Genomic DNA, 25,578 nt, shown 5'->3' with positions numbered 1-25,578 from the left:
AGAGGAGGGAAAAGAGATGGATCATGATGGGGCAATGAGCAGAATGCTTCGGATGTGTGAGTGGGTGATGAGAATTGCTTATACAAATTTACTATGGCTCCTTTTCACCTTGCTGGGGCTTGGGATTTTTGGATTGATGCCTGCGAGCACTGCGTTATTTTCGGTGATGAGAAAGTGGATACAAGGGCATGAGCAAGTCAGTGTTTTCCGCCTTTTTTGGAAGGTGTACCGCGAGGAATTTATACGCTCTAACTTGATTGGAGTGGTGCTATTCATCATAGGGATGATTATCTATGTGGACCTTGCCTATATTTATCCAACGAGCTGGTTCTTGCATGTACTTCGTTTTGCCATTTATATCTTTGGTTTTCTGTTTATCGTCAGCTTGTTTTATATTTTTCCGTTGCTGGCTCATTATGATTGGAAAAAGCGTCTCTATCTCAAATTCTCTCTTCTGCTTGGTATTTCATACTTGCAATATACACTTTCTATGCTTGTGTTCTCGGCTGTGCTGTTTGTTCTCTTTGCTTATTTGCCGGGGATTGTGCCTTTCTTTAGTGTGAGCTTACTTGCCTATGGTCACATGTGGCTCGCCTATCAAGTATTCAAAAAGGTAGAGTGTGAAAGTGAGCAGCAGGCAGCCGAGGTGAAGAAACGGCTGCCATCTTTCCTTCCATCGAAGCGGGTGAATACACAGTGATGCGGTTCATTTGCTATAATGGTGTCACCGTGAATAAAAGGAGAGATGAGAGTCGTGCCAGTGAAAGAAATCTCAATAGAAGAATTAAAGCAAAAGCTAGAGCAAGAAGATTCTATTCAGCTTGTCGATGTGCGTGAGGACGAGGAGGTAGCGGAAGGAATGATTCCAGAAGCTATCCACATTCGAATGGGAGATATCCCTGAGAAATTGGATGCATTCGATCAATCACAGGAATATTATATTATTTGCCGCTCTGGTAAACGTAGTGAAAATGTCTGCTATTTTCTAGAAGACCAAGGCTATCAAGCGACCAATGTCGTTGGCGGAATGCTTGCTTGGACAGGAGAAACAAAACCGAAGCTGTAAACAGAAGTCCTTTCATCTCATAGATGAAAGGCTTTTTTTGTTCATATACCCGCTCTGATGTGCATAAAGATAGAGTAGTGAGAGAAGGGAGAGTGGCGTATGTGCTAAAGGTAGCTGTATTTGATGAAGAACATGAAAAAGATTTGCAGAGCGAAATCAATCTTTTTTTAAAAGGGATGGATGACGACCAAATCATTGACATCAAGTACAATGTTGCAGTGATCTGTGAGCAGGGAGGAGAACAGCTTTACTGTTTTTCTGCACTCATTTTATATAAAAAATAGACGTCAAAAAAGGACCTGTTTGAAGGGTCCCTTTTCTTTGATTAACAAGCATCAATATATAATCGATGCTTGTTGCAGTGAACACATTGAAAGAGGTAGCCTTGCAAGTCGCCATCATTGACGAGCCATTGTTTCAGGTTCTCTTTCGTTAATGCTCCGCCGCTGCAAATGTCTTCGATATCTTCTGTGAGTTCTTCCTCTAAATGTGCTATCTCTTTCCACCCGACATACTGGATGATGGCGCAAAAATCTCCGCAATGGCTTAACCAGTATTCCTGCTGCCAGCCGCGATAACCAGGCGTTCTAAAGATCAGTTCATCTACATATTCCTCTTGATCGACGTCATCACAACTTAAATCATCTTGAAAGGAGCCATTGTATTTTTTAGCGGCCGATCCATCTTTAATACACCAAGGGCAAATTCCTTCCACATTTTCAACGGTATAAAAAGGACCATGATACACATATTCTCTTTTCTTTTCACAAACAGGACAGATGGTCTGCTCTTTTTTTATTACGTTTAACGAAACTGGATATGGGTTGTACTTGAATGTAGGTAACGACATATAAACCTCCATGTTGTGAATCACTTCATACAATTATTTTATAGGAATGTGGAAGTGCATGACAATCTTAAATTGTTTGTATAGAAAAAAGCCGTTCACATGAGGAACGGCTTTTTTCATACAGCTTTTATGCTTTTTTGACTCTTGGGCTTCTTGGTTTATTGATTTTGTTGGCTTGCTTGATTGCCCTTCGTTCATCATTTAATGATTTATACAGTGACACAACCATCAATATAATGACAATGGAGAACGGCAAGGCGGCGAGTTTTGCTGTATTTTGCAAGGCTTGAAGTCCGCCTGAAAATAATAGCACGGCCGCAACAGCTGATTGGATGATACCCCAGCTGATCTTTACACTATTTGCAGGGTTTAATGAGCCATAGGTTGTCTGCATTCCTAAAACAAATGTGGCTGAATCTGCTGATGTGATAAAGAATACAGCAATTAAAATAAGTGCCAAAATCGACGTAATCATGGCGAGCGGGTATTGATTTAATACACCAAATAACATCGTTTCAGTCGGCATACCAGCTACATCTATAATATTTTTTTGTTGTAAATCCATAGCTGATACTCCGAAGATAGAGAACCATAGGAAAACGAGGATTGAAGGGGCAACTAATACACCAATTAAAAACTCTCGAATGGTTCTTCCGCGCGAAACTCTCGCAATAAAAATGCCGACGAATGGGGACCAAGAAATCCACCATGCCCAATAGAAGATTGTCCAACCATTAATCCATTCTCTCTTTTCTGGATCATTTGGTGATAATCTAAAGCTCATTTGAACAATATTCGATAAGTATTGTCCGATTGAGTCTGTAAATGAATTTAAAATATAAACAGTTGGTCCAGCAAAGAGTAAAAAGATCATGAGTAAAGCAGCAAATATCATATTAGAATTACTTAAATATTTAATACCTTTACCAATTCCGCTCCATGAAGAGATGAGGAACATAACCGTGACAATTGTAATAATGGCGAGCTGAGTCAGGAAGTTATTTGGAATGCCAAACAAATAGGTTAATCCTCCATTAATTTGTGCGGCACCTAGTCCTAAACTTGTGGCTACGCCAACTACTGTTGCAAATACTGCGATACAATCGATCGTTTTTCCAATCCATCCATGAATTTTATTTCCGAATACTGGGTATAAGGTGGAACTAATTAATCCAGGCGCATCTTTTCTAAATTTAAAGTAAGCGATACAAAGTGCGACAATCGCATAAATGGCCCATGCATGAAGTCCCCAGTGGAAAAAGGTATAACGAAGGGAATCGCGGAAAGCTTGTGCAGATTCAGTCTCACCAGTTGGTGATTGAATTGCGTAGTGACTGATCGGTTCAGCGGCCCCATAAAAGACAAGACCAATCCCCATACCGGCACTAAATAGCATCGCAAACCAAGAAAAAAGGCCGAATTCAGGCTCTTCGCCTGGTTTTCCTAACGTAATTTTTCCGATTGGACTAAAAATGAAGAATAGACAAAAGCCGACAAGCAGTGAAATCACCAACAAATAATACCAGCCAAAGTCGTTTGTAATGTAAGTTTGAATCTGATCTGTGACATTTTGCAATGTTTCTGGAGAAAAAGCTCCCCACATCACGGCAACAAATGTGATCGCAATCACAATCCAAAATACACTTGATACGTTTTTCACACCATCTCACTCTCCTGTTGTTCTACACGTTTAAGCAGAGGATTTTGTTTACTTTCCCCTATCTCAACTATTTTCAAACAAAAAGAGTCGAGTTTCTCACTCGACCTCTACTTTACCCTAACACGTTTCCCTTCCATTTATCAACCATCGATGTGTGAAGATGATTTCTCTTCTATTCGTTTGCGAAGGCGATAGACATATTCTTTTAAGCAAACAGCGAAAATAGTAAAGGCTAAAACAATAGCGACTTTTAACGGTGTAATGGACAGTTTTAAGAAAACAGCGGCAGTCAAACTAATCACAACCGCTAGGATAATCGGAAGTGCACGTCTTATCATGAAAATCTCTCCTTTGCTTCTAGTGCAGCATTCATGCCGGCAAGTCTGCCTGTGACAAGTGCTGACGTAATATTGTATCCGCCTGTATAACCATGAATGTCTAGGATTTCTCCGCAGAAATAAAGACCGGGCATTTTTTTAGATGCCATCTTCTTCGGTTCGATTTCTTTCACAGATACGCCGCCTCCTGTGACAAATGCTTTGTCCAAAGAGAGCGTACCGTTCGCATGAACGATGAAATGTTTGCAATCATGGGCGAATGCGCGCAGTTTATCCTTAGCAAGACCAGAAAAAGTGTCTTGAGGATCAATGCCATTTTTCTCTAACAAAAACAATAAATAGCGTTCTTGCATCCAAGACTTCAGAACATTTTTAATGGCCTTTTTTGGTTCCTCTTTTAGGTCTCGATGAAGCTTTTGGAACAGCTCCTCGTCATTGAGCTTCGGATATAAATCTATTTGTAGACGAACGGTCTGCTGCTTTTTCAATTCTTTCACAACAAATCCGCTACATCTAAGAACAGCAGGGCCTGATAAGCCAAAGTGTGTAAAGATCATATCCATGACATGTGTGACAACGGGTTTTCCTTTTTTATTTAAGACACTCACCGCCACACTTCTTAAAGAAAGTCCTTGCAGCACTTTTTCTTTAATAAAGCGCTCATCTGATGTGACTGGTACTTCTGTTGGGAAAAGCTCTGTAATCGTATGACCAGCGGCCTCTGCCCATGCATAGCCGTCACCAGTGGAACCGGTATGCGGCACACTTTTTCCGCCAACAGCAATCACGACAGCGTGACTTGAAATTTTTTCATCATTATTTGTAACAATTCCTGCTGCTTGTCCGTCTTGATACAGAACTGTTTTAATCTTCTCATTCGTTCGAATGGTCACATTGAGGTTGCGGAGCCTGTCTAAAAGGGCATCCACAACAGATTGTGCTTTGTTTGAGACAGGGAACATACGTCCATGGTCTTCTTCTTTAAGTTCAATGCCAAGGTTTTCAAAAAAAACAATAATATCCTCGTTATTGAACTCAGAAAATGCACTATATAGAAAACGGCCGTTTCCGGGAATATGCTTGATGATTTCTTCTACTGGAAGGCGATTGGTGACGTTACAGCGTCCACCGCCAGAAATGGCGAGCTTTCTGCCAAGTTTGTTTCCTTTGTCAATTAACAGAACAGTCGCACCGTGCTCTGCTGATGCAATCGCGGCCATCAGTCCAGAAGGTCCACCGCCAATGACAATGACATCATAATGTTTCATGTTACATTCCTCTTTCTACTTTCAGTCATTTCTCTATTATAACGAAGATCGGGGAAGGCTGAAATATGAATTGATTGGTTTTGTGACTTCTGTATTGGATTTGTTACCTGTGCGTTGAAATGATGTGGTAAAATAGTTAAGTTGAATATTCATTAGAAAAATGGTGATTAAGCGCATGTCTAATAAACTGCTTCGTGGTACGTTGGTTTTAACGATAGGGACTTATCTGTCTCGTATTCTTGGTATGATTTATTTAATTCCATTTAGCGCGATGGTTGGAGCTACTGGTGGAGCGCTATTCCAATATGGATACAACCAATTTACAATTTTCATTAGTATTGCTACTTTAGGTTTTCCTGCAGCAGTATCTAAGTTTGTATCTAAATATAATGCAATTGGTGACTTTGAGACAACACGAAAAATGTTTAGAGCCGGTATGTCCGTTATGCTTGTTTCGGGTATAGTTGCTTTTAGTATTTTATATTTATCAGCACCGATTTTTGCTGAAATACAGCTGGGAGGATCCTCCGAAACCGGTGGGCTAACAGTTGAACAAGTTACATATGTAATTAGAATGGTGAGTTTGGCTCTCTTAGTAGTACCGATTATGGGCCTTGTCCGTGGATTTTTCCAAGGGCATCAAATGATGGGGCCGACAGCAGTCTCACAAGTTGTTGAACAGATAGTCCGAATTATCTTCTTATTGACTGCAACCTATGTCATTTTAAAGGTACTTAATGGAGGTCTTGTCATCGCAGTAGGATATGCTACTTTTGCTGCTCTTATTGGTTCTTTTGGAGGTTTATTCACATTATATGTATACTGGATTAAACGTAAAGATAAATTACTTGCAATGCAGCCTAATTCGGGACCCAATTTAGGTCTTTCATATAAAAAAATCTTTATTGAGCTATTTAGTTATGCTGGTCCATATGTTTTTGTTGGATTAGCTATTCCTCTATACTCATACATTGATACCAATACTATTAATAAAGCAATGATTAATGCTGGTTTTAAAGATATAAGTACTGCAGTCCTTTCTATAGTTACTTTATATTTACCTAAGCTAGTCATGATTCCAGTATCATTAGCAACGGCATTTGGTTTAACATTAATTCCAACAATTACAGAATCTTTTACATCACGAAATTTTAAATTATTAAATAGACAAATTGACCAGACGATGCAAGGTGTTTTATTTTTCGTACTGCCTGCTTCATTTGGTATCTCAGCATTGGCTGGACCGGTTTATTGGTTTTTCTATCCGTCTGTTCATCCTGAGATTGGAACTTCTATTTTGTTCTGGTATGCACCTGTTGCGTTGTTGTTTTCCTTATTTACCATCAATGCAGCAATTTTGCAGGGAATTAACAAACAAAAATTTGCCATTGTCAGTCTATTGTTAGGAATTATCATTAAAACGGCTCTAAACATCCCGCTGATCAGCTGGCTGCAAGGAAATGGTTCTGTGCTTGCAACTGCTCTAGGCTATAGCGCGTCCATCTTGTATATGTTTATCATGATTAAGCGTCATGCCGGCTATTCGTTCCGCAGGATTTTTAAACGATTTATTCTCATTGGGATTTTAACAGCAATCATGGCTGTTGTGGCGTATGTGACATGTCAACTTGTGAGCCACGTGATTTCGTACGAAGGCGGAATTGTACAAGCAGGTATCGTCATTTTGATTTCAATGATCACTGGCGGCGGTGTGTATCTGTTCTTGTCTTATAAGGTAGGGTTACTAGAGCGTGTACTTGGCAGCCGTATGCCGAGATTTTTAAGAAAAAAGGGTTAAGAAGAGGTGGATATTCATGAGGCTTGATAAATTGCTTGCTAGCAGCGGATTTGGTTCAAGAAAAGATGTGAAGAAGCTGGTTAAAGCGCGGGCGGTCACAGTGAATGGAGAAGAGGCGAAGCAGGTGAAAGATCATGTTGATCCATCGAATGATGAAGTGCTCGTACACGGGGAGCGTGTAGAGTATAAAGAATTCATTTACTTAATGATGAACAAGCCAGATGGCGTCATCTCAGCAACTGAAGATCTGCGGGATGAAACGGTCGTCGATTTACTCGAACCGGAGGATATCGCAAGGGAGCCATTCCCTGTAGGGAGACTAGATAAGGATACAGTCGGTCTCCTCCTCCTTACAAATGATGGACAGCTTGCTCATCAATTACTTTCTCCAAAGAAGCATGTGCCAAAAACGTACGAAGTTCATTTGAAATATCCATTAGGAGATCAAGACATCAAGCGCCTTGAAGAGGGTGTTGTTATTTTAGATGATTACCGCACGAAGCCGGCAAAAGTTGAAGTAGATGCGAACGAAAACGAAGATGCACGCATCCGTTTAACGATCACTGAAGGAAAGTACCATCAAGTGAAGCTGATGGCACAAGCAGTGGGAAATGAAGTCATCTTTTTAAAAAGGCTCTCAATGGGAGCTGTCTCTTTAGATGAAGATCTAGCGCCAGGAGAGTACCGTGAATTGACGGATGAAGAATTAGACAGCTTAATCAATCGACCATAAAAATAAAACAAAAGAAAAGAACCGGCATATCGCCGGTTCTTTTTGTTATATGGACATTCATTATACGCTTAAGATGATATTTTTACTTTTTTTCTCGTTGTTTCCCATTTGCCTCTGCTTGGACTATGAACGAGATCGTTATAGGCAAGCACGTTTAAGTCTCTTTGAATGGTTCTAGGTGTGATCCCGAATTCATCAACCAGCTCTTGTGTCGTCACAAGACCTTTCTCTTGAATGAACATATAGACTGATTTAATTCGAGTCATCATACGGTTTGTTGAAGGTTTCAAAAAACCACTCCCTATCAATAAGATCGGATGGACTTGACTAACCACAACTTACTACACTAAAACTGCGAAATAAGGACATGCAACAATGGTAAATGTTCGTGTTTCTTAATGTTTTATTCTATTATACACGTTATTATGCATCTAATTCCACCAAAAAGTCAACTTTACGTGTTCTTTAACTTGTCTTCATGAATCCAAATATGGTATATAACATGTTTTGAATCCGGTTACAACCCAATAGGCGTAAGGGGTATGAAGAATGCTGTCACGTTTAAATGTCTAAAAAATAAACACAGAAATTTACAAAATAAAAAATTCTATGATGTCAAAAAGACACATCCGTAGTTAGAATGTGCCTGATTTGTTTTCGTTATCCTTCTAAGAAAAAGAGCTGTATGAAAAATAAAATCGCAAAGATGAGGACAAGAATGTGTACTTCTTTCCATTTTCCTTTCGCCAATTTCACAAGTGGATATGAAATAAATCCAAGTGAAATCCCTGTAGAAATACTAGATGTCAGCGGCATGGAAAGAATCACAAGAAATGCAGGAAATGCTTCGTCTAGCTCATTCCAGCGAATGCGTGACACAGAGTTCATCATCAAGCAGCCGACAATGATTAAAACAGGTGATGTGATAGATGGTAAAGAAGAAATGGCTTGAACGAGCGGTCCGAAAAACAATGCCACAATAAACAGTGCAGCGACCGTTAAAGAAGTGAGTCCAGTTCTTCCACCAGCAGCAACTCCAGACGATGATTCGATATAAGCTGTTGTAGGGCTTGTTCCAAACATAGAGCCAACTGTCGTTGCAGCAGAGTCAGCGAGCAGGGCTCTGCGTACCTTTGGCAGTTGACCTTTTTTCATAATACCTGCTTGTTCAGCCACTCCGATCATTGTGCCCGTTGTATCAAAAATTGTCACTAGTAAGAAGGAAAAGACGACAGCATACAAATGATGAGAGAATACATCGCCAAACGCAGCGATTGGATTTGTGATCAGCATTCCTTCTGGTAGTGCAGGGAGGTCCACCAGCATTTTAGGGAAATGAAGTTGACCTGTTACGAGTGCAATCAGTGTCGTCGCTAACATGCCGATGAACAGTGCACCATTTATTTGAAGAACCATTAAAATAACAGAGATCATTAAACCGACAAGGGTTAAAACGACAACAGGTGAGCTTAAATTGCCAAGTTTCACTAGATTTTCCGGGTCAGCCGCGATAATCCCAGACTGCCGAAGACCGATGAATGCAATGAAAAGTCCGATTCCTGCTGTAATGCCGTATTTTAAATTGTCTGGAATGGCTTGAATCAGTTGTTTTCTAAGGGATGTTAACGATAAAATAACAAAGAGTATACCAGCAACAAAAACCGCACTAAACGCTGTGTGGTAGCTGATGCCGCCTCCACCGACAACCGTAAAGGTGAAATAGACATTCAGCCCCATGCCTGGTGCGATAGCAATTGGATAGTTTGCAAACAGTGCCATCCAAAGCGTACCGACGACAGCAGCGATGATTGTTGCAGTGAAGACTTGGTCAAAAGGAATGCCTGCTTTTGAAAGAATTCCTGGGTTGACGGCAACAATATATACCATAGTAAAGAATGTCGTCATACCAGCGATTATTTCTTTCTTTATGTTGGTTTGGTTTTCTTTTAACTGAAACATAAAATCCTCCATTTACGAACATTATTACAAAACAATTAATATAATATTCGTTTTAAGGGTGGATTGCAACCTTTTTTCAAGGAGGAATGGAAAAATGAATTGGGAAGCTGAAGTGATACGAAAAAAAGACGACTTGATTGAGGACACACAATCTTTTTTACAAATTGAAAGTGTCCTTGATGAAGAAGGTGGAAAAGAAGGACAGCCATTTGGTGAGAAAGTCGATGAGGCCCTCCAGTATATGCTGAAAAAAGGGGAAGACGAAGGCTTTACAGTCAAGAATGTGGATGGCTATGCAGGGCATATCGAATACGGAGAAGGCGAAGACATCGTAGGTGTACTATGCCATGTAGACGTTGTGCCTGCAGGAGACGGCTGGACAACCCCGCCATTTTCAGCTGACATAAGAGAAAATAAAATTTTTGCACGAGGGGCCATTGATGATAAAGGTCCAACGATGGCAGCTTTCTATGCGCTGAAGATGTTAAAAGATACAGGGATGAAGCTGTCTAAAAAGATTCGATTGATCATTGGAACAGATGAAGAAAGTGATTGGCGTTGTGTAGAGCATTATTTTAAGCATGAGGCAATGCCGCAAATAGGATTTGCGCCGGATGCTGATTTTCCGATTATTCATGCGGAAAAAGGGATCATTGATGCCATTTTGTCATTTACATATCAACAAACAGAACATCATCAGCGTTATACACTCAAGCAATTCACATCGGGCATGAGGCTCAATATGGTGCCGGATGAGTCAGCTGCCATTGTGACAGCTGCACAGGAACACGATGCTGAATCATTAAAAATAGCTTTTGAAGCGTATCTTGCTGATAATCAATTATCGGGTGAGGCAAAGATTGAAGCAAATGGACTGCATTTCACATTAAAAGGTGAATCAGTACATGCGATGGAGCCGGCACATGGCATCAACGCAGCTATTCATATGGCAAATTTCTTAAGTGAGCAAGAATTAGATGAAGAGGGGCTTTCTTTCACTTCTCAAATCAATACTTTATTTGATCAGGATACGAGAGGACAAAAGCTGGGGATTGCTTGTAAAGATGATATTAGTGGAGATTTGACCTTGAATGTTGGCACGATCCGCTATACACAAAACGAGGAAGCAAAGCTAGGGTTAAATGTCCGTTATCCAGTGACAGCAGACGGCAACGACGTCAAAAAAGGGATCGAGGGCATCAAAGGGGCTACCCTGCTGAAATTTGATGACAGCCCTCCGCATCACGTCTCAAAAGATCATCCGCTTGTGAAAACCTTGCAGCGGGTATATGAGGAACAAACCGGGGACCCAGCTAATCTGATTGCGATTGGTGGAGGCACGTATGCGAGATCTTTAGAAGCGGGCGTCGCATTTGGTCCTCTATTCCCTGGCAGACCAGATTGCGCTCATCAGAAGGATGAATATATTGAAATCGATGACCTGTTAAGAGCAACCGCTCTATATGCACAAGCTATGTATGAATTGGCAAAATAGAAAAAGATAGAGAAGAGGAGATTCACAGTGAAAAAAATGTTTCTATGCTCTTCATTCAAAGACAGCTATTCTCTCTTATCTGACTTTACAGATGAATCATTAAAAGGAAAACGAGTGACATTCTTTCCAACAGCTAGTGTTGTGGAAGAAGTTACTCATTATGTGGAGGCAGCGAAAGAAGCCTTTCATCAACTAGGTATGCAGCTAGAGACTGTTCAGATAGCTGATCAGTCTGCCGAAGACATCAGAAAGATGATGGAACAAAATGATGTGATATACGTATCAGGAGGCAACACCTTCTATTTGCTCCAGGAATTAAGAAAGCATCGGCTCGACGACGTGCTGAAAGAAGAAATCAATAAAGGCAAACTGTACATCGGAGAATCCGCAGGAAGTATCATCATGGCACCAACCATTGAATATATCTCCCTGATGGATGATCAGCTGAAGGGGCCAGCGCTTTCCTCATGTCAAGGATTTAATGAGATAAGCTACTATCCGGTACCGCATATGTACAATACCTATTTAGGCGAGGCTGCGCAGCAAATCATGGAGCAATATGAACAGACGCTCGATTTATGCCCGCTTACTGATGAACAGGTTTTACTCATCACAGGAGAGCATGTTGAGGTGAAGTCTGTCAAATCGTCCTAACCGTAAAATAAAGAAAAGGAACAGGGATTCATCTCCCTGTTCCTTTTTTAATCTTGAAAAACATCACTCGATAAGTATCGTTCGCCTGTATCTGCTGTCATACAGATCACGATTTGATCCGCGGGCAATTGCTTGGCTGTTTCAATGGCTGCATAGCAGGCTGCACCAGATGATGGACCAACTAATATTCCTTCAAGCTGGGCAAGCTGGCGTGTGATGTCGTACGCATCTTCATCGCTTACTTGCACGATCTCATCATAGACATCCTCGTTTAAAATAGGGGGGATAAATCCTGGGCTTGTGCCAACAAGTTTATGCTTGCCAGCTTTCCCTCCAGATAAGACTGGAGATCCCTTCGGCTCTGCCACGCGTATCGTCAACTGAGGGAATGCCTTCTTTAATTCCTCTCCAGTACCTGTAATGGTGCCACCAGTTCCTGCTGTTGCGACAAAGGCGCCAAGGGGTTTTCCGAGTTGTTTGATAGCTTCGATGATTTCTACAGCCGTTGTACCTCTATGTGCATCTGGGTTCGCCCCATTATCAAATTGCATCGGGATAAAGCTATGAGGAATTTGAGACGCTAGTTCCTCTGCCTTACGAATACAGCCTGGCATTTTTTCTTCTCCTGGGGTTAAAACGACCTGTGCCCCGTAAGCTTTCAAAAGATTGATTCTTTCCTTTGTCATCGTATCTGGCATGACAAGGATGGCTTTATACCCTCTGGCTGCTGCGTTCATGGCTAAACCAATCCCTGTATTCCCACTCGTTGGTTCAATAATGGTTGCTCCTTTTGTGAGCTTCCCTTGTCTTTCCGCCTCGACGATCATATTGTAAGCAGCGCGGTCTTTCACACTGCCGCTAGGATTAAATGATTCCAGCTTTAAGTAAACAGCTGCCGCATTGTCTGGCTGAAGACGCTGTAATTTGACAAGTGGTGTATCGCCAATCAGCTCAGCTATATGTTGTGCAATCTTCATCATGTGACACCCTTTCTTCTCATTCCGCATTTCTTTAGTTATACTATCATCAATGGGGATTCGTAAAGTTTGTTGAAAAAGGACAGGTGATATTGTGTCAGAAAACCGTCATTATTTTATTGGAATTCACATCCCTGAACAACTTGCGCATCAAATCAAAAAGGACATTGATCTAAGAAGCGGCCTGTCCTTTCAAAAATGGACAGCACCAGACGATTATCATGTGACCTTGATCTTTTTAGGTGCCATTCCAAATGAGCGTTTGGAAAAGGTCATCGAGCTGCTTGAAATCCTCACAAATGAAGCACCAGTCTTTTCATTAGAGCTGAATGAGGTAGGATATTTTGGTACGAAGGACCGCCCAAGAGTCTTTTTTGCAAAACCTAATGAAAACGGAGCGCTTATGCAATTAAGAGAAAAGGTGAAAGATGCCGTCTTGTCAGCAGGACATCCTGTTGAAAAAAGACCGTTTCATCCGCATATGACGATCGCACGCAAATGGAATGCGGATCACTCTTATGCAAATCAAGCGCCTTTAGGCAAAGATCCATACGTGATGGAGGTTTCCCGTATCACTTTATTTGAAATACGTCCGAAAGAAACCCCTCGTTATCACGCAATTAAACAATTTATGCTACATACATGATTCTAAAAGGTGGAGTGAGCAGCAGATGGCGCAAATTATCAAAATCCAAGATTATATATCACGATATGAACAAGACCCCCATCACTACATCAACCAATTCATTCGATTGAAAAAACAAAGATGGGACGAGCTGAAAAAGGCTTCAAAAGAGGCTGCGCAGCATTCGATTGACCAAAGCTCGGAACAAGCGCCTGAACAAGAGGAAGAAAAGAGAAAAAAATTCTCCTTAAAGAGAAAGCAAAAAGATGCCGATATGAAAAAGGAACGGGACCTGAGTCTTTTTAACGAGCCAACAGATATAGAGCAAGGGGTGTTCAGAAACGTCCCTACCGATGAAACAAAACTGATTCATTTTTTCAAGGATCATCTTTACGATGTTCAATTAAAATGGGCGAGCTCGACAATTTCACACATCTCAACCGTCTCCCATCATATTCGGTATGATGAAAAGCTGCGTATGCTTGCAAGGCAGCTTCCAGATTCATATTTTGTGATGTACAAGCCGGTACTGCTCATTCAAAAAGCAGAGATGGAATTATGTCCAATCCTCATTACACCGCTTGAAGTCATTTGTTTATCCTTCTTAGAAGCAGAGCCTGACAGCGTATATATCGGAACAAAGGAACGGTTTTGGGAAAAGCGGGCGACTGGGAAAGCTGTTCAGTCCGTTTTGAATCCTTGCGCCAGCCTTCTGCGCTCTGGCACTGTCGTGTCAAAGATCTTACAGCAAAACAGTGTAGAACTTCCTGTGAAAAAAATTCTGATCAGCCGCACTTCTTATATTGACTTACCAGAAGTTCCATACGGGATGGAGGTTATCGATAAAAAGAAGGCGGAAGAGTGGTTTGAAAAGCAGCGGAAAAATACCTCACCGACAAAGCATCAGCAATTTAAAGCGACAAAAGCATTGCTTGCTTATGGTGAATCAGACAGCAAAAGAAGGCAGGAATGGCTCGATTAAAAGTATAATGGTAGGTCACGAAAAATGAGACCTGAGTGGAGCTAATATATGAATGAATGGTACTTTATCGTTAATCCAGCAGCAGGACATGGAAAAGGACTCCGTACTTGGAGGAGCATAGAGAAAGAATTACAAAAGGTGGAAATCTCTTATCGGTCGTTTCTCACCCAGCATGAGGGTCATGCAGAAGTATTGGCGAGGCAAATTAGCGCCATGCAAGATGACAGGCTAAAGCGTCTGATTGTCATTGGCGGTGACGGCACCATTCATGAAGTCTTGAATGGATTAAAGGAAATCGATCATGTGCAGCTAAGTTTTGTCCCAGCTGGCCATTGGAATGATGCGGCAAAGGGCCTCGGTATTCATCGGCAAGATGTCCTAAAAGAAGTGAGAAAGCAAAAGAGAATGCTCACGAAAACATTTGCTCTCGGCTCCTTTCAAGATCATGCAGACAGCCCGCAATCCGTTCTCTTTCTCAATCATATTGGGGCTGGGTTTGACGCGCATGTGTTAAGGAAAACGGTGCATTTCAGAGGGAAAAGGTGGCTGAAACGGCTGGGGCTTGGGTTTATCATCTACCCGCTGTCATTTCTCCATTCTTTATGGTCCTTTAAGCCGTTTGACCTTGCGCTGTTTATTGAAAATGAGAAGAAGGTCTTTCGCCAAGTGTGGTTTGTGATTGTATGCAATCATCCGTATTACGGAGGAGGGCTGGAAGCAGCGCCTGAAGTGAGTGCGAGGCAGCCAGGCTTTCAAACGATTGTTGTCACGGATTTGAATCCATTTAAAGTGCTCTTGTTTTTAAGTGCGATGGTGTTTCGAAAGCACCTTGGAATGAAGGGCGTTACCCTGTATCAACACGAGGAAGCATACTTGGAGGCAGATGGTAAAATCTTATTTCACGCAGATGGGGAAGTGATCGGCGCAACCCCTGTTTTTGTGAAGGCGAGTGAGCAATCCTTAAAATTACGTGCTTAAATGACGTGTGGCGAATACCTCAGTGAAAGAACCATGAAAAAAGCCTTCCTTTTCATAAGGTTCTTGTCCTGATTTTCTAGTTTTGCTTGACGAGTATAAGAAGGTAACGATAAAATCTATAGGACGGCTATTGTTTAGCATCTCATTCTCAATAGCTGTCCTTTTTGTTTTTATGATCATATAAATAAAAAAAGAAACAGCCAATTGACCTTCAATCGGCTGAATTTTGTCGACTAAAAAAGCACGATTTAAAATATTTTAAGAAATGATGGGTTGAAAATTGATATGAACTGGTTGGGACAAATATTAGGTAGCGAATGGCACATCTCTCCTGCTGGAGGCGCTACGGGAGATGCGTACTTCGCAACACACAATGACCAAAAGCTATTTTTAAAACGCAATACGTCACCGTTTCTTGCGGTTTTGTCAGCTGAAGGCATTGTGCCGAAGCTTGTCTGGACAAAGCGGATGGAAAATGGGGATGTCATCACTGCGCAGCACTGGCTGAGCGGCAGAGAGCTAAAGCCAAAGGACATGAATGACCGTCCTGTAGCAGAGCAGCTAAGAAAAATTCATACATCAAAAGAATTGCTTGATATGCTGAAACGATTAGAGAAGCACTCTCTAGACCCAGAATCCATTCTGAAGCATTTGAAACAGTCCATATTTAAAGAGCAAATTGATTCACAAGACATCACACGTTCCATTCAGTACTTGGAGAAGCATGTGGAGGCTGTCCATTTTGAGGACAAGGTCGTATGTCATTGTGACCTCAATCATAATAATTGGCTGCTGACAGATGAAAATCAGCTTTATTTGATCGATTGGGATGGGGCAATGATTGCTGATCCAGCCATTGATCTTGGGCCGCTTTTATACCATTATGTTGAAGAAGAGAACTGGGAAAGCTGGCTCTCTATGTACGGTGCTCCGCTGACGGACAATTTACGAAAGCGCATGGCGTGGTACGTGCTCGCTGAAACCGTATCGTTTGTCGTGTGGCATAAACGAAAAGGCAATGAAAAAGCGCAGCAAGAAGTGCAAGCGGAGCTTAGCGCTCTCTTAAAGCGATTAAACATCCATTAAGATAGGGGAATATTCTCGACCCACTCAGACAGATGCGATTGATGCGCTTCAATATGTGCATCAATTGAACTGACAGAGGTGCCCTTTTGGCTGTAATCATAAATATCTGTTAGTAGCTGACGAATGTCGGCATCAAGATCTTCTTTTGCCAGCATTAATTGAATCACGCGTCCCACCTGTTCATATTCTGCAACAGTCCCGCAGCAATCCAGCTGGTGATCGGTTAAAATATCTTTGATTAATTGAAGCTGATGTTGACGGTTTAATCCCATACGTATGCTCCTTTTCTGCGTGTCATTTATGTGGTTAAACTGTGCATTCAGCGCCCAATTTATACATGCGGTAGACCAGCTCAAACGAAGGGCTGGTCTTTTTCATATGAGCATAGAAAATGCTGTCTTGCGGGTCTTTATGTTTCATGGTATCTTGATAAAATGTAAAGAAAATAGAGGTGTATCAAATTGAGAATGCGACATAAGCCATGGGCTGATGATTACTTAGCTGAGAATGCGCATATTGCTTTAGCAAATCCCGAGCAATATAAAGGGAAATGGCATGAGCTGTTTGGAAATGATCATCCAATCCATATCGAAGTTGGCACAGGAAAAGGGAGTTTTATCGCTGGAATGGGCAAGCTTCATCCTGATATCAACTATATTGGCATTGAATTATTTAAAAGTGTCATTGTGACGGCAGTAGATAAAATCAAAGAGACAGATGTTGAAAACGTAAAGCTGTTGAACGTCAATGCTGAGACGCTGACAGATGTGTTTGCGGAAAATGAAATTGACCGGGTGTATTTGAATTTCTCTGATCCGTGGCCAAAGGCAAGACACGAAAAGCGCAGATTGACGTTTAAGGCCTTTTTAGATCGATATGAACAGATTCTCCGTCCAGGCGGTGAATTGCATTTCAAAACAGATAACCGAGGGTTATTTGAATATTCCTTAAAGAGTTTCTCTGCATATGGTCTTCTCTTAACGTACGTCAGTCTAGATTTACACGAGGACGGATTAGAAGGAAATGTGATGACTGAATATGAAGAGAAATTCTCATCGATGGGGCAACCGATCTATCGATCAGAAGTGAAATTTCCAAAATAACAAGTGACATCAAGCTGGCGGCAAAGGAAAATTGCGGCCAGCTTTTTTTATGAAAAAGATTGATGCATGCGATTTTCAGCTGTATTTGCTACGATAGAAAAAGGAGGGATGACAGCAATGGAGACAATGAAAATAGGTGACATGGAACTGTTCTGGTTAAATGGGGGAGATACACATATGGACGGCGGTGCGATGTTCGGTGTGGTGCCCAAACCGTTATGGTCAAAAAAATACCCGGTGAACGATCGCAATCAAATTGAACTACGGTGTGATCCAATCCTCATTCGGTGGAAGGGTCTCCATTTATTAGTGGATTCCGGCATCGGATCAGGGAAGCTGACAGATAAACAAAAACGCAATTACGGCGTAACAGAAGAGACAAAATTGGAAGAATCGCTAGCGGCACTTAGCCTAGAACCAGCAGATATAGATTACGTCTTAATGACACACCTTCACTTCGATCATGCCAGCGGATTGACAAAACGTGAGGGAAAAGAGCTCGTGTCTGTTTTTCCACAGGCAAAAATCATCACATCCAAAATTGAATGGGATGAAATGAGAGCGCCTAACATCCGCTCGAGAAATACATATTGGAAAGAAAACTGGGAGCCTGTGACAGATCAAGTGGTACCTTTTGAAGAAAGCATCGAAGTGATGGAAGGCATTGAGCTGCATCATACAGGTGGTCATAGCAACGGTCATAGCATCTTAACGCTCACAAGTCAGGGCGAGACAGCGATTCATTTAGCGGATATCATGCCAACACATGCTCATAAAAATCCACTCTGGGTTCTGGCATACGATGATTACCCAATGACATCGATCCCAGCTAAGCAAAAATGGCAGGCATTTGCGGAAGAAAATAATGCGTGGTACTTGTTTTATCATGATGCCATTTATCGCGCTGTAAAGTGGGACGAAGATGGCCACATCACACATGAAGTCAAAAGAGAAGCAGCAACATAAAAGATCCTCTGTATGTTTTTTCGCCTTTCACACAAAATAACGACAAAATGAACTTGTGAAAGGAAGAGTGCAGGTGAACCAATTATATCGTGTATATGGTGATGTCATCGAAACACCATTAAGAGGAATGGAAGTGATGTCCGTCCCTTATGTAAACAAAGGGGTTGCATTTACAAAAGAAGAGCGGGAAGAGCTTGGTTTAAAGGGATTTCTTCCTCCTAAGGTTTTAACATTAGAGGATCAGGCAAAGCGTGCCTATGAGCAGTTCAAAGCGCAGCCAGATGCGCTTGGGAAAAATGTGTATTTAACCGCGCTTCATGACAGAAACGAAGTGCTTTTTTACAAATTGCTTAATGAGCACTTGGCGGAAATGCTTCCGATTGTCTACACGCCGACTGTTGGAACAGCCATTCAGCGTTATAGCCACGAGTATCGAAAGCCAAGAGGGATCTATTTATCAATTGATGATTTAGAAGGCATGGAAGAGATTTTTGCTTCTTACGGTGTCGATGAATCGATTGACTTAATTGTTGCGACGGATGCAGAAGGTATTTTAGGGATTGGTGACTGGGGCGTTGGGGGTATTGCCATTTCAGTCGGGAAGCTCGCTGTTTATACAGCAGCGGCAGGTATTGATCCAAGCCGTGTGTTGGCAGTGGTGCTTGATGCCGGGACGAATCAAGAAAGCCTATTAAATGATCCGCTTTATGTGGGAAATCAGCACTCTCGCGTTCGAGGAGAGCGGTATGATCAGTTCATCGATCAATATGTTGAGCTAGCACGAGCGACCTTTCCAAATGCACTCCTTCACTGGGAAGACTTTGGTACAAAAAATGCCCGTACCATATTGGAAAAGTATAAGGATCGTATCTGTACATTTAATGATGATATTCAAGGAACTGGAGCGGTTTCGCTAGCTGCGGTAATGGCATGTGCAAAAGCGTCGAAGGTTCCGCTGAAAGATCACCGGATTGTCATCTTTGGAGCGGGTACGGCAGGAATTGGTATTGCGGAGCAGATTCGTGATGCCATCGTAAGGGACGGAGTGAAAGAAGAGGAATCATATGATCATTTCTGGTGTATTGATAAAACAGGATTGCTCACGGATGATTCTCCGGACATTCAGCCATTTCAAAAGCCGTATGCAAGACGTTCTGATGAAGTAAAGGTTTATGCTCGAAACGGCCCTAAGCATTCCATTGATTTATTAGAGGTCGTCAAGCAGGCAAAACCAACCATTTTAATTGGCACCTCGACAGTAGGAGGAGCATTTACAGAGGAAATTGTAAAAGAAATGGCATCACACGTCGAGCGTCCAGCGATTTTACCAATGTCGAATCCGACGCCTCTTTCAGAAGCAAAGCCAAAAGATCTGATTGAATGGACAGAAGGGCGCGCCCTTGTGACAACAGGAAGCCCATTTGATCCTGTCGAATATGGCGGCGTCACATATGAAATTGGGCAGGCGAATAATGCCCTTGTGTTCCCAGGACTTGGTCTTGGAACGATTGTGTCAAAAGCCCGTCTCATGACAGACAGCATGTTTGTTGCGAGTGCTGAAGCAATTGCCAGCATGGTCAATGTCGGAAAGCCGGGTGCAGCGATGCTGCCAAGTGTCGATCAGCTTCGAACCGTTTCAGCGACAGTGGCTGTCCGTGTTGCGCAAGCAGCGATCGATGAAGGGGTTGCAGAAGAAACACCTGAGGATCTCATCCAGGCTGTACAGGACGCAATGTGGCACCCTGTGTACAAAAAAATCAAAGCCATATAAAAAAGAAGCTTCGCAAGGACACGCCTTTGCGAAGCTTTTTTTATCAAGCCACTGAATCAATGACATCAACGATCATGCCTGTTTTGGCATCAATCATGACTTCATACTGTTCAAGCTCGCCAAAGGCTGAGCGGGTAATGCCAGATTTGTACACATCAATCGTTTCACCGTTTACGGTATACGGTTCTGGTACAGTATAAATCCAAGAGCCATCAATCGGGCCGCGCTGTTTAAAAGCCGATTTCACAATTTTTAATGCTTTTTCAGACGAGATATACGTAGGGAAAAATACTTTCTTTGCAACAATTGCAGCGGCTACGCCAATACTCGCACCAATTAGAACATGTTTAAACTTCAACGTGCTGCACCTCCGTATTGCTGTTTTTTCCATTATACAAAACTTGTCCATTGATGTTAAGGAATCCGAATAATTGAAAGCATATTCAAAATTTATGGAGAGATACTTGGAAAACCGAAAGAATTCTTATAGTATAAAGTGAGTGTTATTTTTATAGGCATAAATATGGTCATTACATAGAAACGAGGTAAACCGTAGAATGAATGAAGAAACATTGTCGCTTTTCCGAAATTTAACAGAATTACAAGGAACTCCAGGTAATGAGCACCATGTGCGTGCTTTTATGAAAAAGGAACTTGAGAAATATTCTGATGAACTCATTCAGGATCGTCTTGGCGGAGTGTTTGGCGTACGTAAGGGGCCAGAGAACGCACCGACAATTATGGTGGCAGGTCATATGGATGAAGTGGGATTCATGGTTTCGTCCATTACAAAGAATGGGATGATCCGTTTCCAAACACTCGGAGGCTGGTGGAGCCAAGTCATGCTGGCGCAGCGTGTAGATGTGCACACCGATCACGGGCCGATTCCAGGTGTCGTCTCTAGTACACCTCCTCACCTTCTCACGCCAGAACAAAAAAGCAAACCTGTGAAACCATCAGATATGCTCATTGATATTGGGGCAGACAGTGAAGAAGAAGCAAAAGAGCTTGGCATTCGCCCAGGACAACAAATTGTGCCTGCAACGGTCTTTACCCCAATGGCAAATCCAAAAAAGATTTTAGCGAAGGCTTGGGATAACCGCTATGGCTGCGGTCTTGCGATTGAATTATTAAAAGAATTAAAAGATGAAACGCTCTCGTGTCAGCTGTATTCAGGGGCAACCGTACAGGAAGAAGTCGGGCTTAGGGGAGCAGAGGTCGCTGCCAATATGATTCAGCCTGATCTGTTCTTTGCTTTAGATGCAAGTCCCGCAAACGATGTGACGGGTGACAAAACTCAATTCGGTCAGCTTGGGAAAGGTGCACTTCTTCGAATTTTCGATCGTACCATGATTACGCACCGCGGAATGAGAGACTTTGTGCTTGATACCGCTGAGTCAAACAGCATTCCATACCAATACTTTGTATCACCGGGTGGTACGGACGCTGGACGTGTTCATATTTCAAACCAAGGTGTACCTTCTGCTGTTATTGGGGTTTGCGCGCGCTATATTCATACAAGTCATTCTGTATTGCATGTGGATGATTACGCAGCGGCAAAAGAGTTAATTGTCCGCCTTGTGAAAAACTGTGATCAAAGTACAGTGGATTCTATTTATCAGCAGGTGTAAATGTATTAAAAAAGGCTGCCTCTTCCTATAAGGGCAGCCTTTTGTGTGTATGTAGATCAACCTCAAAGAAAAAAGGCTGTAGTTGAGCCTTTTTCTTATTACTGTTCAAACACGTAAGATAACGCCTTGATCGCTTGGTTCACGGTTTCCACAGTGATATTCGCTTTGTTGGATAGTTCCTTTAATGGATGATGTAGTTCTTTTGGACGAATCAATATAAGAGGTTTTCCTTTTGCGATGGCAGCAGATGCATCCATTGCGGTGTTCCACTGTTTATATTTCTCACCAAAGCGGGCAATGACGACGTCTGCCTTGCTTAATAAAATTTCAGTACGGAAATTGTTCAAATCAGAAGCAGCATCATCTTTAAAAATGGCATTCGGCTGTTCGCCTAAAATGTCCTCACCAATTTGATCTGAGCGGTCATGATTCTCCATTGGACCGACAAATGTCACCGGCAATTTCAACGATTGGCTTTTCTCCTTGATTTCAGCACGCCACTGGCTATGAATTTCTCCAGCTAAATAGACCGTTAATTGCATAACAAACTCCTCCTTGTGCACAAACTTAGTAAAGGTTTGCCCTGTTTCTTTTCATGTTACACAAGAATTGCTTGATAAAGCAAAAAAAATATGATTATGATATTCATGGTAGAGACTATTTTTCATCGTAAGAATACTACATATAATGGGAAGGACAGGCCACTTCGTCTTTCCTATGAGAAAGCAGGAAGACGACGTTGATGACTTATTTAAAAAGAAAAGGGATCTCCCTTTCGCCAAAAGTGTATTTCATTGATGCACTCTCTTATATGGCTTTAGGTCTATTTGCTACATTAGTGGTAGGGCTGATTTTAAAAACTGCAGGCGGTCTGTTATCACTTCCGCTCATCATTAAAATGGGAACACTCGCGATGGGGCTCATGGGACCAGCGATTGGCGTAGCAGTTGCGTACCGTTTACATGCATCTCCGTTGATCATTTTTGCAAGTGTTGTCTCAGGCGCTGCAGGAGCAGAGCTTGGGGGACCTGCTGGAAGCTTTGTCGCAGCATTAATTGGTGTGGAACTCGGCAAACTGGTTAGTGGTGAGACAAGAATTGATATTATTTTAACGCCGCTTGTCACCATTATCACAGGCTTTTTCACCGCCGCTTTGATTGGTCCTGGGATTGAAGCAATGATGACAGGGCTTGGCAGGCTCATTATGTGGGGGACAGACCAAAGTCCACTCATCATGGGCATGCTAGTAGCGACCATTGTTGGACTTGCTCTCAGCTCACCAATTTCAAGTGCTGCGCTTGCGCTCATGCTTGACTTAAGCGGGACGGCGGCTGGTGCTGCAACAATTGGCTGCTGCGCTCAAATGGTTGGCTTTGCCGCTGCTGGCTTTAGAGAAAATCGTTTTGGCGGTCTTGCTGCTGTTGGCATTGGCACGTCAAAATTGCAGCTGCCGAACATTGTGAAAAATCCTCTGATCCTTATTCCACCGACGATTGCAGGTCTGATTCTCGCGCCAATTGGTATTATTGGCTTTGGGATGGTCAATAATGCGGCAGGGGCAGGAATGGGAACGAGCGGCCTTGTTGGACAGCTCATGACACTGACTGTCATGGGATTTCATCCATCTGTCTTCCTCGCGATCGCTCTTTTGCATATCGTTGGCCCGGCAGTGATTAGTTTGGTAGTATCAGAATGGATGAGAAAGAAAGGCTATATACAATTCGGAGATTTAACCATACAAACTGGAGGAATGAAACATGAAAAAGATTGAATCAAATGAAGAATTACAAAAAGTGATTCAAGAAGACTTAACAGTATTACTATTTTCAGCGGACTGGTGCCCGGACTGCACCTTTATCGAACCATTCTTGCCAGAACTTGAAGCAAACTACCCAGAATTTGAGTACTTCTATGTGGATAGAGATCAATTCATTGATACTTGTGCAGAATGGGAAATTTACGGCATTCCAAGCTTTTTAGTCTTTAAAAATGGACAAGAGATTAACCGCTTTGTCAGCAAAGATCGTAAGACGAAGGAAGAGATTGAAGCATTCTTAACAGATTCTCTTTCTAAATAACGAAAGGAGAGTCTAAATCATGGCAAAAATGACATCAAGACAGCTTGCGAATGAACTCAAAAGCCGTCTCACAAATGACAGCTGGTCACATCAGTTTGACCGGGAAAAAGATACGCTTCGTATTGAAGATAAACAAACAGGTAAAGGGATCACCCTAGAGCTCCCGCCAATCATTGCAAAGTGGGAAGTGAAGCCTGATGAAACAATAGACGAAATCGTTTATTATGTGAAAGAGGCACTAGGCGCGATGAGAGGCGAAGCGCAGCATATTTCAGGGAAAGAAAAACAGATCTATCCAGTGATTCGTTCCACTTCCTTTCCGGAGACATCAAGTGACGGCATTCCTCTCGTTTTTGATGAGCATACAGCTGAAACGAGAATCTACTATGCACTTGACCTTGGAAGCACCTACAGATTAATTGATGAGAAGATGCTTCAAAAGGAAAACTGGACAAAAGAACGCATGAGGGAAACCGCAAGCTTCAACGTGCGCTCACTTGAAACTGTGGTGAAAATGGATGAAGTCGCAGGCAATCGTTTTTATTTCTTCCGTGCGAATGACGGATATGATGCAAGCAGACTCTTAAATGAATCGATATTACAAGAATACGCACAAAAAATAGAAGGACAGATGGCCATTTCTGTTCCTCATCAAGATGTATTCATCATTGCAGATGTCCGCAATGAATCAGGTTATGATATTTTAGGACAGATGTCGATGAGCTTCTTCGCCAGCGGCACGGTTCCGATTACCGCATTGTCATTTTTATATGACGAGGGCAAGCTAGAACCGATCTTTATTCTTGCCAAAAGCAGACCAAAACAGCAGTAGAAGGGAATTTTGAAGAATGAACGTTTTTTATAATGCAGAAGGTGTAGGCGATACGCTCCTTATTTCATTAAAAGATGTGACGAGAGAAGAAGTAGGTCATGAGACGTTTGGAGATGTCGTAAGAATTTTCAATCAAGCAACAAAAGAAACAACGGGCTTTAATATCTTTAACGCCTCCACGTACATGAAAATTGAAGAAAATGGATCTGTACCGCTTTCTGAAACGCTTGTTCAAGACATCAATGAAATTTTAAACCGCAACGGTGTAAGTGAAACGTTGACCGTGGACCTATCACCAAAATTTGTTGTCGGTTATGTGAAGGAAAAAGAAAAGCATCCGAATGCAGATAAATTAAACATTTGCCAAGTAGATGTTGGCGATGAAATATTACAAATCGTGTGTGGTGCACCAAACGTTGATCAAGGGCAATATGTCGTGGTTGCGAAGGTTGGTGCAGTCATGCCAAGCGGCTTGATCATCAAAGATGCTGAGCTAAGAGGTGTTCCATCAAGCGGAATGATCTGTTCAGCAAAAGAATTAGATCTTCCAGATGCGCCTGCTGAAAAAGGGATTCTTGTTCTTGAGGGAAGCCACCAAGCTGGTGAACCCTTTCAAGCGTAACCTCCCATAAACGGGCACATAGGAGCGAAGAATGTGTTATACCAAAAGTCACTAAGTACGTACTTAGTGACTTTTTTTCATCTACAGACAGCACGAACAGCAAAGA

Annotated in this window: 29 protein-coding genes; 19 read left to right on the top strand and 10 right to left on the bottom strand. The window is 42.1% G+C overall.

The features are described from left to right. Positions 1-16: 16 nt before the first annotated feature. The 3 genes from C5695_RS14875 to C5695_RS14865 all read left to right on the top strand — a co-directional run bounded on the left by C5695_RS14875 (position 17) and on the right by C5695_RS14865 (position 1,350). A complete protein-coding gene (locus C5695_RS14875) occupies positions 17-700 on the top strand; it encodes a YesL family protein (protein ID WP_117731389.1) in 684 nt (227 codons plus the stop codon). Between the two features lie 54 nt (positions 701-754). Beyond that, entirely contained in the window at positions 755-1,066 is a 312-nt protein-coding gene (locus C5695_RS14870) for a rhodanese-like domain-containing protein (protein WP_117731388.1), read from the top strand. Between the two features lie 101 nt (positions 1,067-1,167). Further along, positions 1,168-1,350, top strand: coding sequence for a sporulation protein Cse60 (locus C5695_RS14865; RefSeq protein WP_003217582.1), 183 nt, complete (start codon positions 1,168-1,170; stop codon positions 1,348-1,350). Between the two features lie 41 nt (positions 1,351-1,391). Here the strand turns inward: C5695_RS14865 and C5695_RS14860 are convergent, their stop codons facing one another. From C5695_RS14860 to C5695_RS14845, 4 genes are all read right to left on the bottom strand, one after another. Next, positions 1,392-1,916 (bottom strand): CbrC family protein, encoded by a 525-nt coding sequence (locus C5695_RS14860; RefSeq protein WP_117731387.1) that lies wholly within the window; start codon positions 1,914-1,916, stop codon positions 1,392-1,394. A 127-nt stretch (positions 1,917-2,043) separates the two neighbouring features. Next, the gene (opuD, locus tag C5695_RS14855) at positions 2,044-3,576 is read right to left on the bottom strand and encodes a glycine betaine transporter OpuD (protein ID WP_117731386.1); all 1,533 of its coding nucleotides are present in this window, start codon (positions 3,574-3,576) and stop codon (positions 2,044-2,046) included. Positions 3,577-3,716: 140 nt separating this feature from the next. Then, a complete protein-coding gene (locus C5695_RS14850; protein ID WP_117731385.1) occupies positions 3,717-3,914 on the bottom strand; it encodes a hypothetical protein in 198 nt (65 codons plus the stop codon). After that, entirely contained in the window at positions 3,911-5,182 is a 1,272-nt protein-coding gene (locus C5695_RS14845) for a BaiN/RdsA family NAD(P)/FAD-dependent oxidoreductase (protein WP_117731384.1), read from the bottom strand. The genes C5695_RS14850 and C5695_RS14845 overlap by 4 nt, the downstream gene beginning before the upstream one ends. Before the next feature lie 175 nt (positions 5,183-5,357). On the opposite strand from C5695_RS14845, the gene C5695_RS14840 reads away from it, so the two are divergent. Then, complete coding sequence (locus tag C5695_RS14840) at positions 5,358-6,980, top strand: putative polysaccharide biosynthesis protein (protein ID WP_117731383.1); 1,623 nt, start codon at positions 5,358-5,360, stop codon at positions 6,978-6,980. Positions 6,981-6,996: 16 nt separating this feature from the next. Continuing rightward, complete coding sequence (locus C5695_RS14835) at positions 6,997-7,713, top strand: pseudouridine synthase (protein ID WP_117731382.1); 717 nt, start codon at positions 6,997-6,999, stop codon at positions 7,711-7,713. Positions 7,714-7,781: 68 nt separating this feature from the next. On the opposite strand, the gene C5695_RS14830 is transcribed toward C5695_RS14835, so the two are convergent. Both C5695_RS14830 and C5695_RS14825 read right to left on the bottom strand, forming a co-directional pair. Continuing rightward, positions 7,782-8,003: a DeoR family transcriptional regulator gene (locus tag C5695_RS14830; protein ID WP_008356419.1), complete on the bottom strand. Its 222-nt coding sequence runs from the start codon at positions 8,001-8,003 to the stop codon at positions 7,782-7,784. 370 nt (positions 8,004-8,373) lie between these two features. Beyond that, positions 8,374-9,672, bottom strand: coding sequence for an NCS2 family permease (locus C5695_RS14825; RefSeq protein ID WP_117731381.1), 1,299 nt, complete (start codon positions 9,670-9,672; stop codon positions 8,374-8,376). A 94-nt stretch (positions 9,673-9,766) separates the two neighbouring features. Here C5695_RS14825 and pepV point away from each other — a divergent pair, with 94 nt between their 5' ends. Both pepV and C5695_RS14815 read left to right on the top strand, forming a co-directional pair. Further along, complete coding sequence (pepV, locus tag C5695_RS14820) at positions 9,767-11,167, top strand: dipeptidase PepV (RefSeq protein ID WP_117731380.1); 1,401 nt, start codon at positions 9,767-9,769, stop codon at positions 11,165-11,167. Positions 11,168-11,194: 27 nt separating this feature from the next. Continuing rightward, entirely contained in the window at positions 11,195-11,821 is a 627-nt protein-coding gene (locus tag C5695_RS14815) for a Type 1 glutamine amidotransferase-like domain-containing protein (protein WP_117731379.1), read from the top strand. Positions 11,822-11,868: 47 nt separating this feature from the next. Here C5695_RS14815 and cysK read toward each other — a convergent pair whose 3' ends face one another. Further along, positions 11,869-12,798: a cysteine synthase A gene (cysK, locus tag C5695_RS14810; RefSeq protein WP_395940491.1), complete on the bottom strand. Its 930-nt coding sequence runs from the start codon at positions 12,796-12,798 to the stop codon at positions 11,869-11,871. A 94-nt stretch (positions 12,799-12,892) separates the two neighbouring features. Between cysK and thpR the strand changes: the two genes are divergently transcribed. The 4 genes from thpR to C5695_RS14790 all read left to right on the top strand — a co-directional run bounded on the left by thpR (position 12,893) and on the right by C5695_RS14790 (position 16,469). After that, on the top strand, positions 12,893-13,444 hold the full coding sequence (thpR, locus tag C5695_RS14805) for an RNA 2',3'-cyclic phosphodiesterase (protein WP_117731377.1): 552 nt from the start codon (positions 12,893-12,895) through the stop codon (positions 13,442-13,444). Positions 13,445-13,469: 25 nt separating this feature from the next. Then, complete coding sequence (locus C5695_RS14800; RefSeq protein ID WP_117731376.1) at positions 13,470-14,405, top strand: hypothetical protein; 936 nt, start codon at positions 13,470-13,472, stop codon at positions 14,403-14,405. Positions 14,406-14,453: 48 nt separating this feature from the next. Continuing rightward, the gene (locus C5695_RS14795) at positions 14,454-15,383 is read left to right on the top strand and encodes a YegS/Rv2252/BmrU family lipid kinase (RefSeq protein ID WP_117731375.1); all 930 of its coding nucleotides are present in this window, start codon (positions 14,454-14,456) and stop codon (positions 15,381-15,383) included. 285 nt (positions 15,384-15,668) lie between these two features. After that, complete coding sequence (locus C5695_RS14790) at positions 15,669-16,469, top strand: phosphotransferase family protein (RefSeq protein ID WP_187441301.1); 801 nt, start codon at positions 15,669-15,671, stop codon at positions 16,467-16,469. On the opposite strand, the gene C5695_RS14785 is transcribed toward C5695_RS14790, so the two are convergent. Further along, complete coding sequence (locus C5695_RS14785; protein ID WP_061409164.1) at positions 16,466-16,741, bottom strand: YtzH-like family protein; 276 nt, start codon at positions 16,739-16,741, stop codon at positions 16,466-16,468. The two genes, C5695_RS14790 and C5695_RS14785, sit on opposite strands and share 4 nt — an antisense overlap. Before the next feature lie 189 nt (positions 16,742-16,930). Here C5695_RS14785 and trmB point away from each other — a divergent pair, with 189 nt between their 5' ends. From trmB to C5695_RS14770, 3 genes are all read left to right on the top strand, one after another. After that, positions 16,931-17,572 (top strand): tRNA (guanosine(46)-N7)-methyltransferase TrmB, encoded by a 642-nt coding sequence (trmB, locus tag C5695_RS14780; protein ID WP_117731372.1) that lies wholly within the window; start codon positions 16,931-16,933, stop codon positions 17,570-17,572. 117 nt (positions 17,573-17,689) lie between these two features. Continuing rightward, positions 17,690-18,538: a YtnP family quorum-quenching lactonase gene (locus tag C5695_RS14775; protein ID WP_117731371.1), complete on the top strand. Its 849-nt coding sequence runs from the start codon at positions 17,690-17,692 to the stop codon at positions 18,536-18,538. 73 nt (positions 18,539-18,611) lie between these two features. Then, a complete protein-coding gene (locus C5695_RS14770; protein ID WP_117731370.1) occupies positions 18,612-20,309 on the top strand; it encodes an NAD-dependent malic enzyme in 1,698 nt (565 codons plus the stop codon). Positions 20,310-20,352: 43 nt separating this feature from the next. Here C5695_RS14770 and C5695_RS14765 read toward each other — a convergent pair whose 3' ends face one another. Further along, the gene (locus C5695_RS14765) at positions 20,353-20,667 is read right to left on the bottom strand and encodes a PepSY domain-containing protein (protein WP_117731369.1); all 315 of its coding nucleotides are present in this window, start codon (positions 20,665-20,667) and stop codon (positions 20,353-20,355) included. A gap of 199 nt (positions 20,668-20,866) precedes the next feature. Between C5695_RS14765 and C5695_RS14760 the strand changes: the two genes are divergently transcribed. Beyond that, a complete protein-coding gene (locus C5695_RS14760; RefSeq protein ID WP_117731368.1) occupies positions 20,867-21,940 on the top strand; it encodes a M42 family metallopeptidase in 1,074 nt (357 codons plus the stop codon). A 98-nt stretch (positions 21,941-22,038) separates the two neighbouring features. Here C5695_RS14760 and C5695_RS14755 read toward each other — a convergent pair whose 3' ends face one another. Next, entirely contained in the window at positions 22,039-22,482 is a 444-nt protein-coding gene (locus C5695_RS14755; protein ID WP_117731367.1) for a YtoQ family protein, read from the bottom strand. 200 nt (positions 22,483-22,682) lie between these two features. Here C5695_RS14755 and C5695_RS14750 point away from each other — a divergent pair, with 200 nt between their 5' ends. The 4 genes from C5695_RS14750 to ytpR are packed head-to-tail and all read left to right on the top strand — an operon-like array spanning position 22,683 to position 25,472. After that, on the top strand, positions 22,683-23,711 hold the full coding sequence (locus C5695_RS14750; RefSeq protein WP_117731366.1) for a PTS sugar transporter subunit IIC: 1,029 nt from the start codon (positions 22,683-22,685) through the stop codon (positions 23,709-23,711). Beyond that, positions 23,698-24,018: a thioredoxin family protein gene (locus tag C5695_RS14745; RefSeq protein WP_003217665.1), complete on the top strand. Its 321-nt coding sequence runs from the start codon at positions 23,698-23,700 to the stop codon at positions 24,016-24,018. Before C5695_RS14750 ends, C5695_RS14745 begins: the two co-directional genes overlap by 14 nt. A gap of 19 nt (positions 24,019-24,037) precedes the next feature. Next, a complete protein-coding gene (locus C5695_RS14740; RefSeq protein WP_117731365.1) occupies positions 24,038-24,850 on the top strand; it encodes a DUF1444 domain-containing protein in 813 nt (270 codons plus the stop codon). Positions 24,851-24,866: 16 nt separating this feature from the next. After that, a complete protein-coding gene (gene ytpR, locus C5695_RS14735; RefSeq protein WP_117731364.1) occupies positions 24,867-25,472 on the top strand; it encodes a YtpR family tRNA-binding protein in 606 nt (201 codons plus the stop codon). Positions 25,473-25,578 lie beyond the last annotated feature (106 nt).

This window comes from Bacillus pumilus, from assembly GCF_003431975.1.
Taxonomy (GTDB): Bacteria; Bacillota; Bacilli; order Bacillales; family Bacillaceae; genus Bacillus; species Bacillus pumilus_N.
The sequence above is the reverse complement of the archived record's forward strand: the minus strand, read 5'-3'. Positions and strand labels throughout refer to the sequence as shown.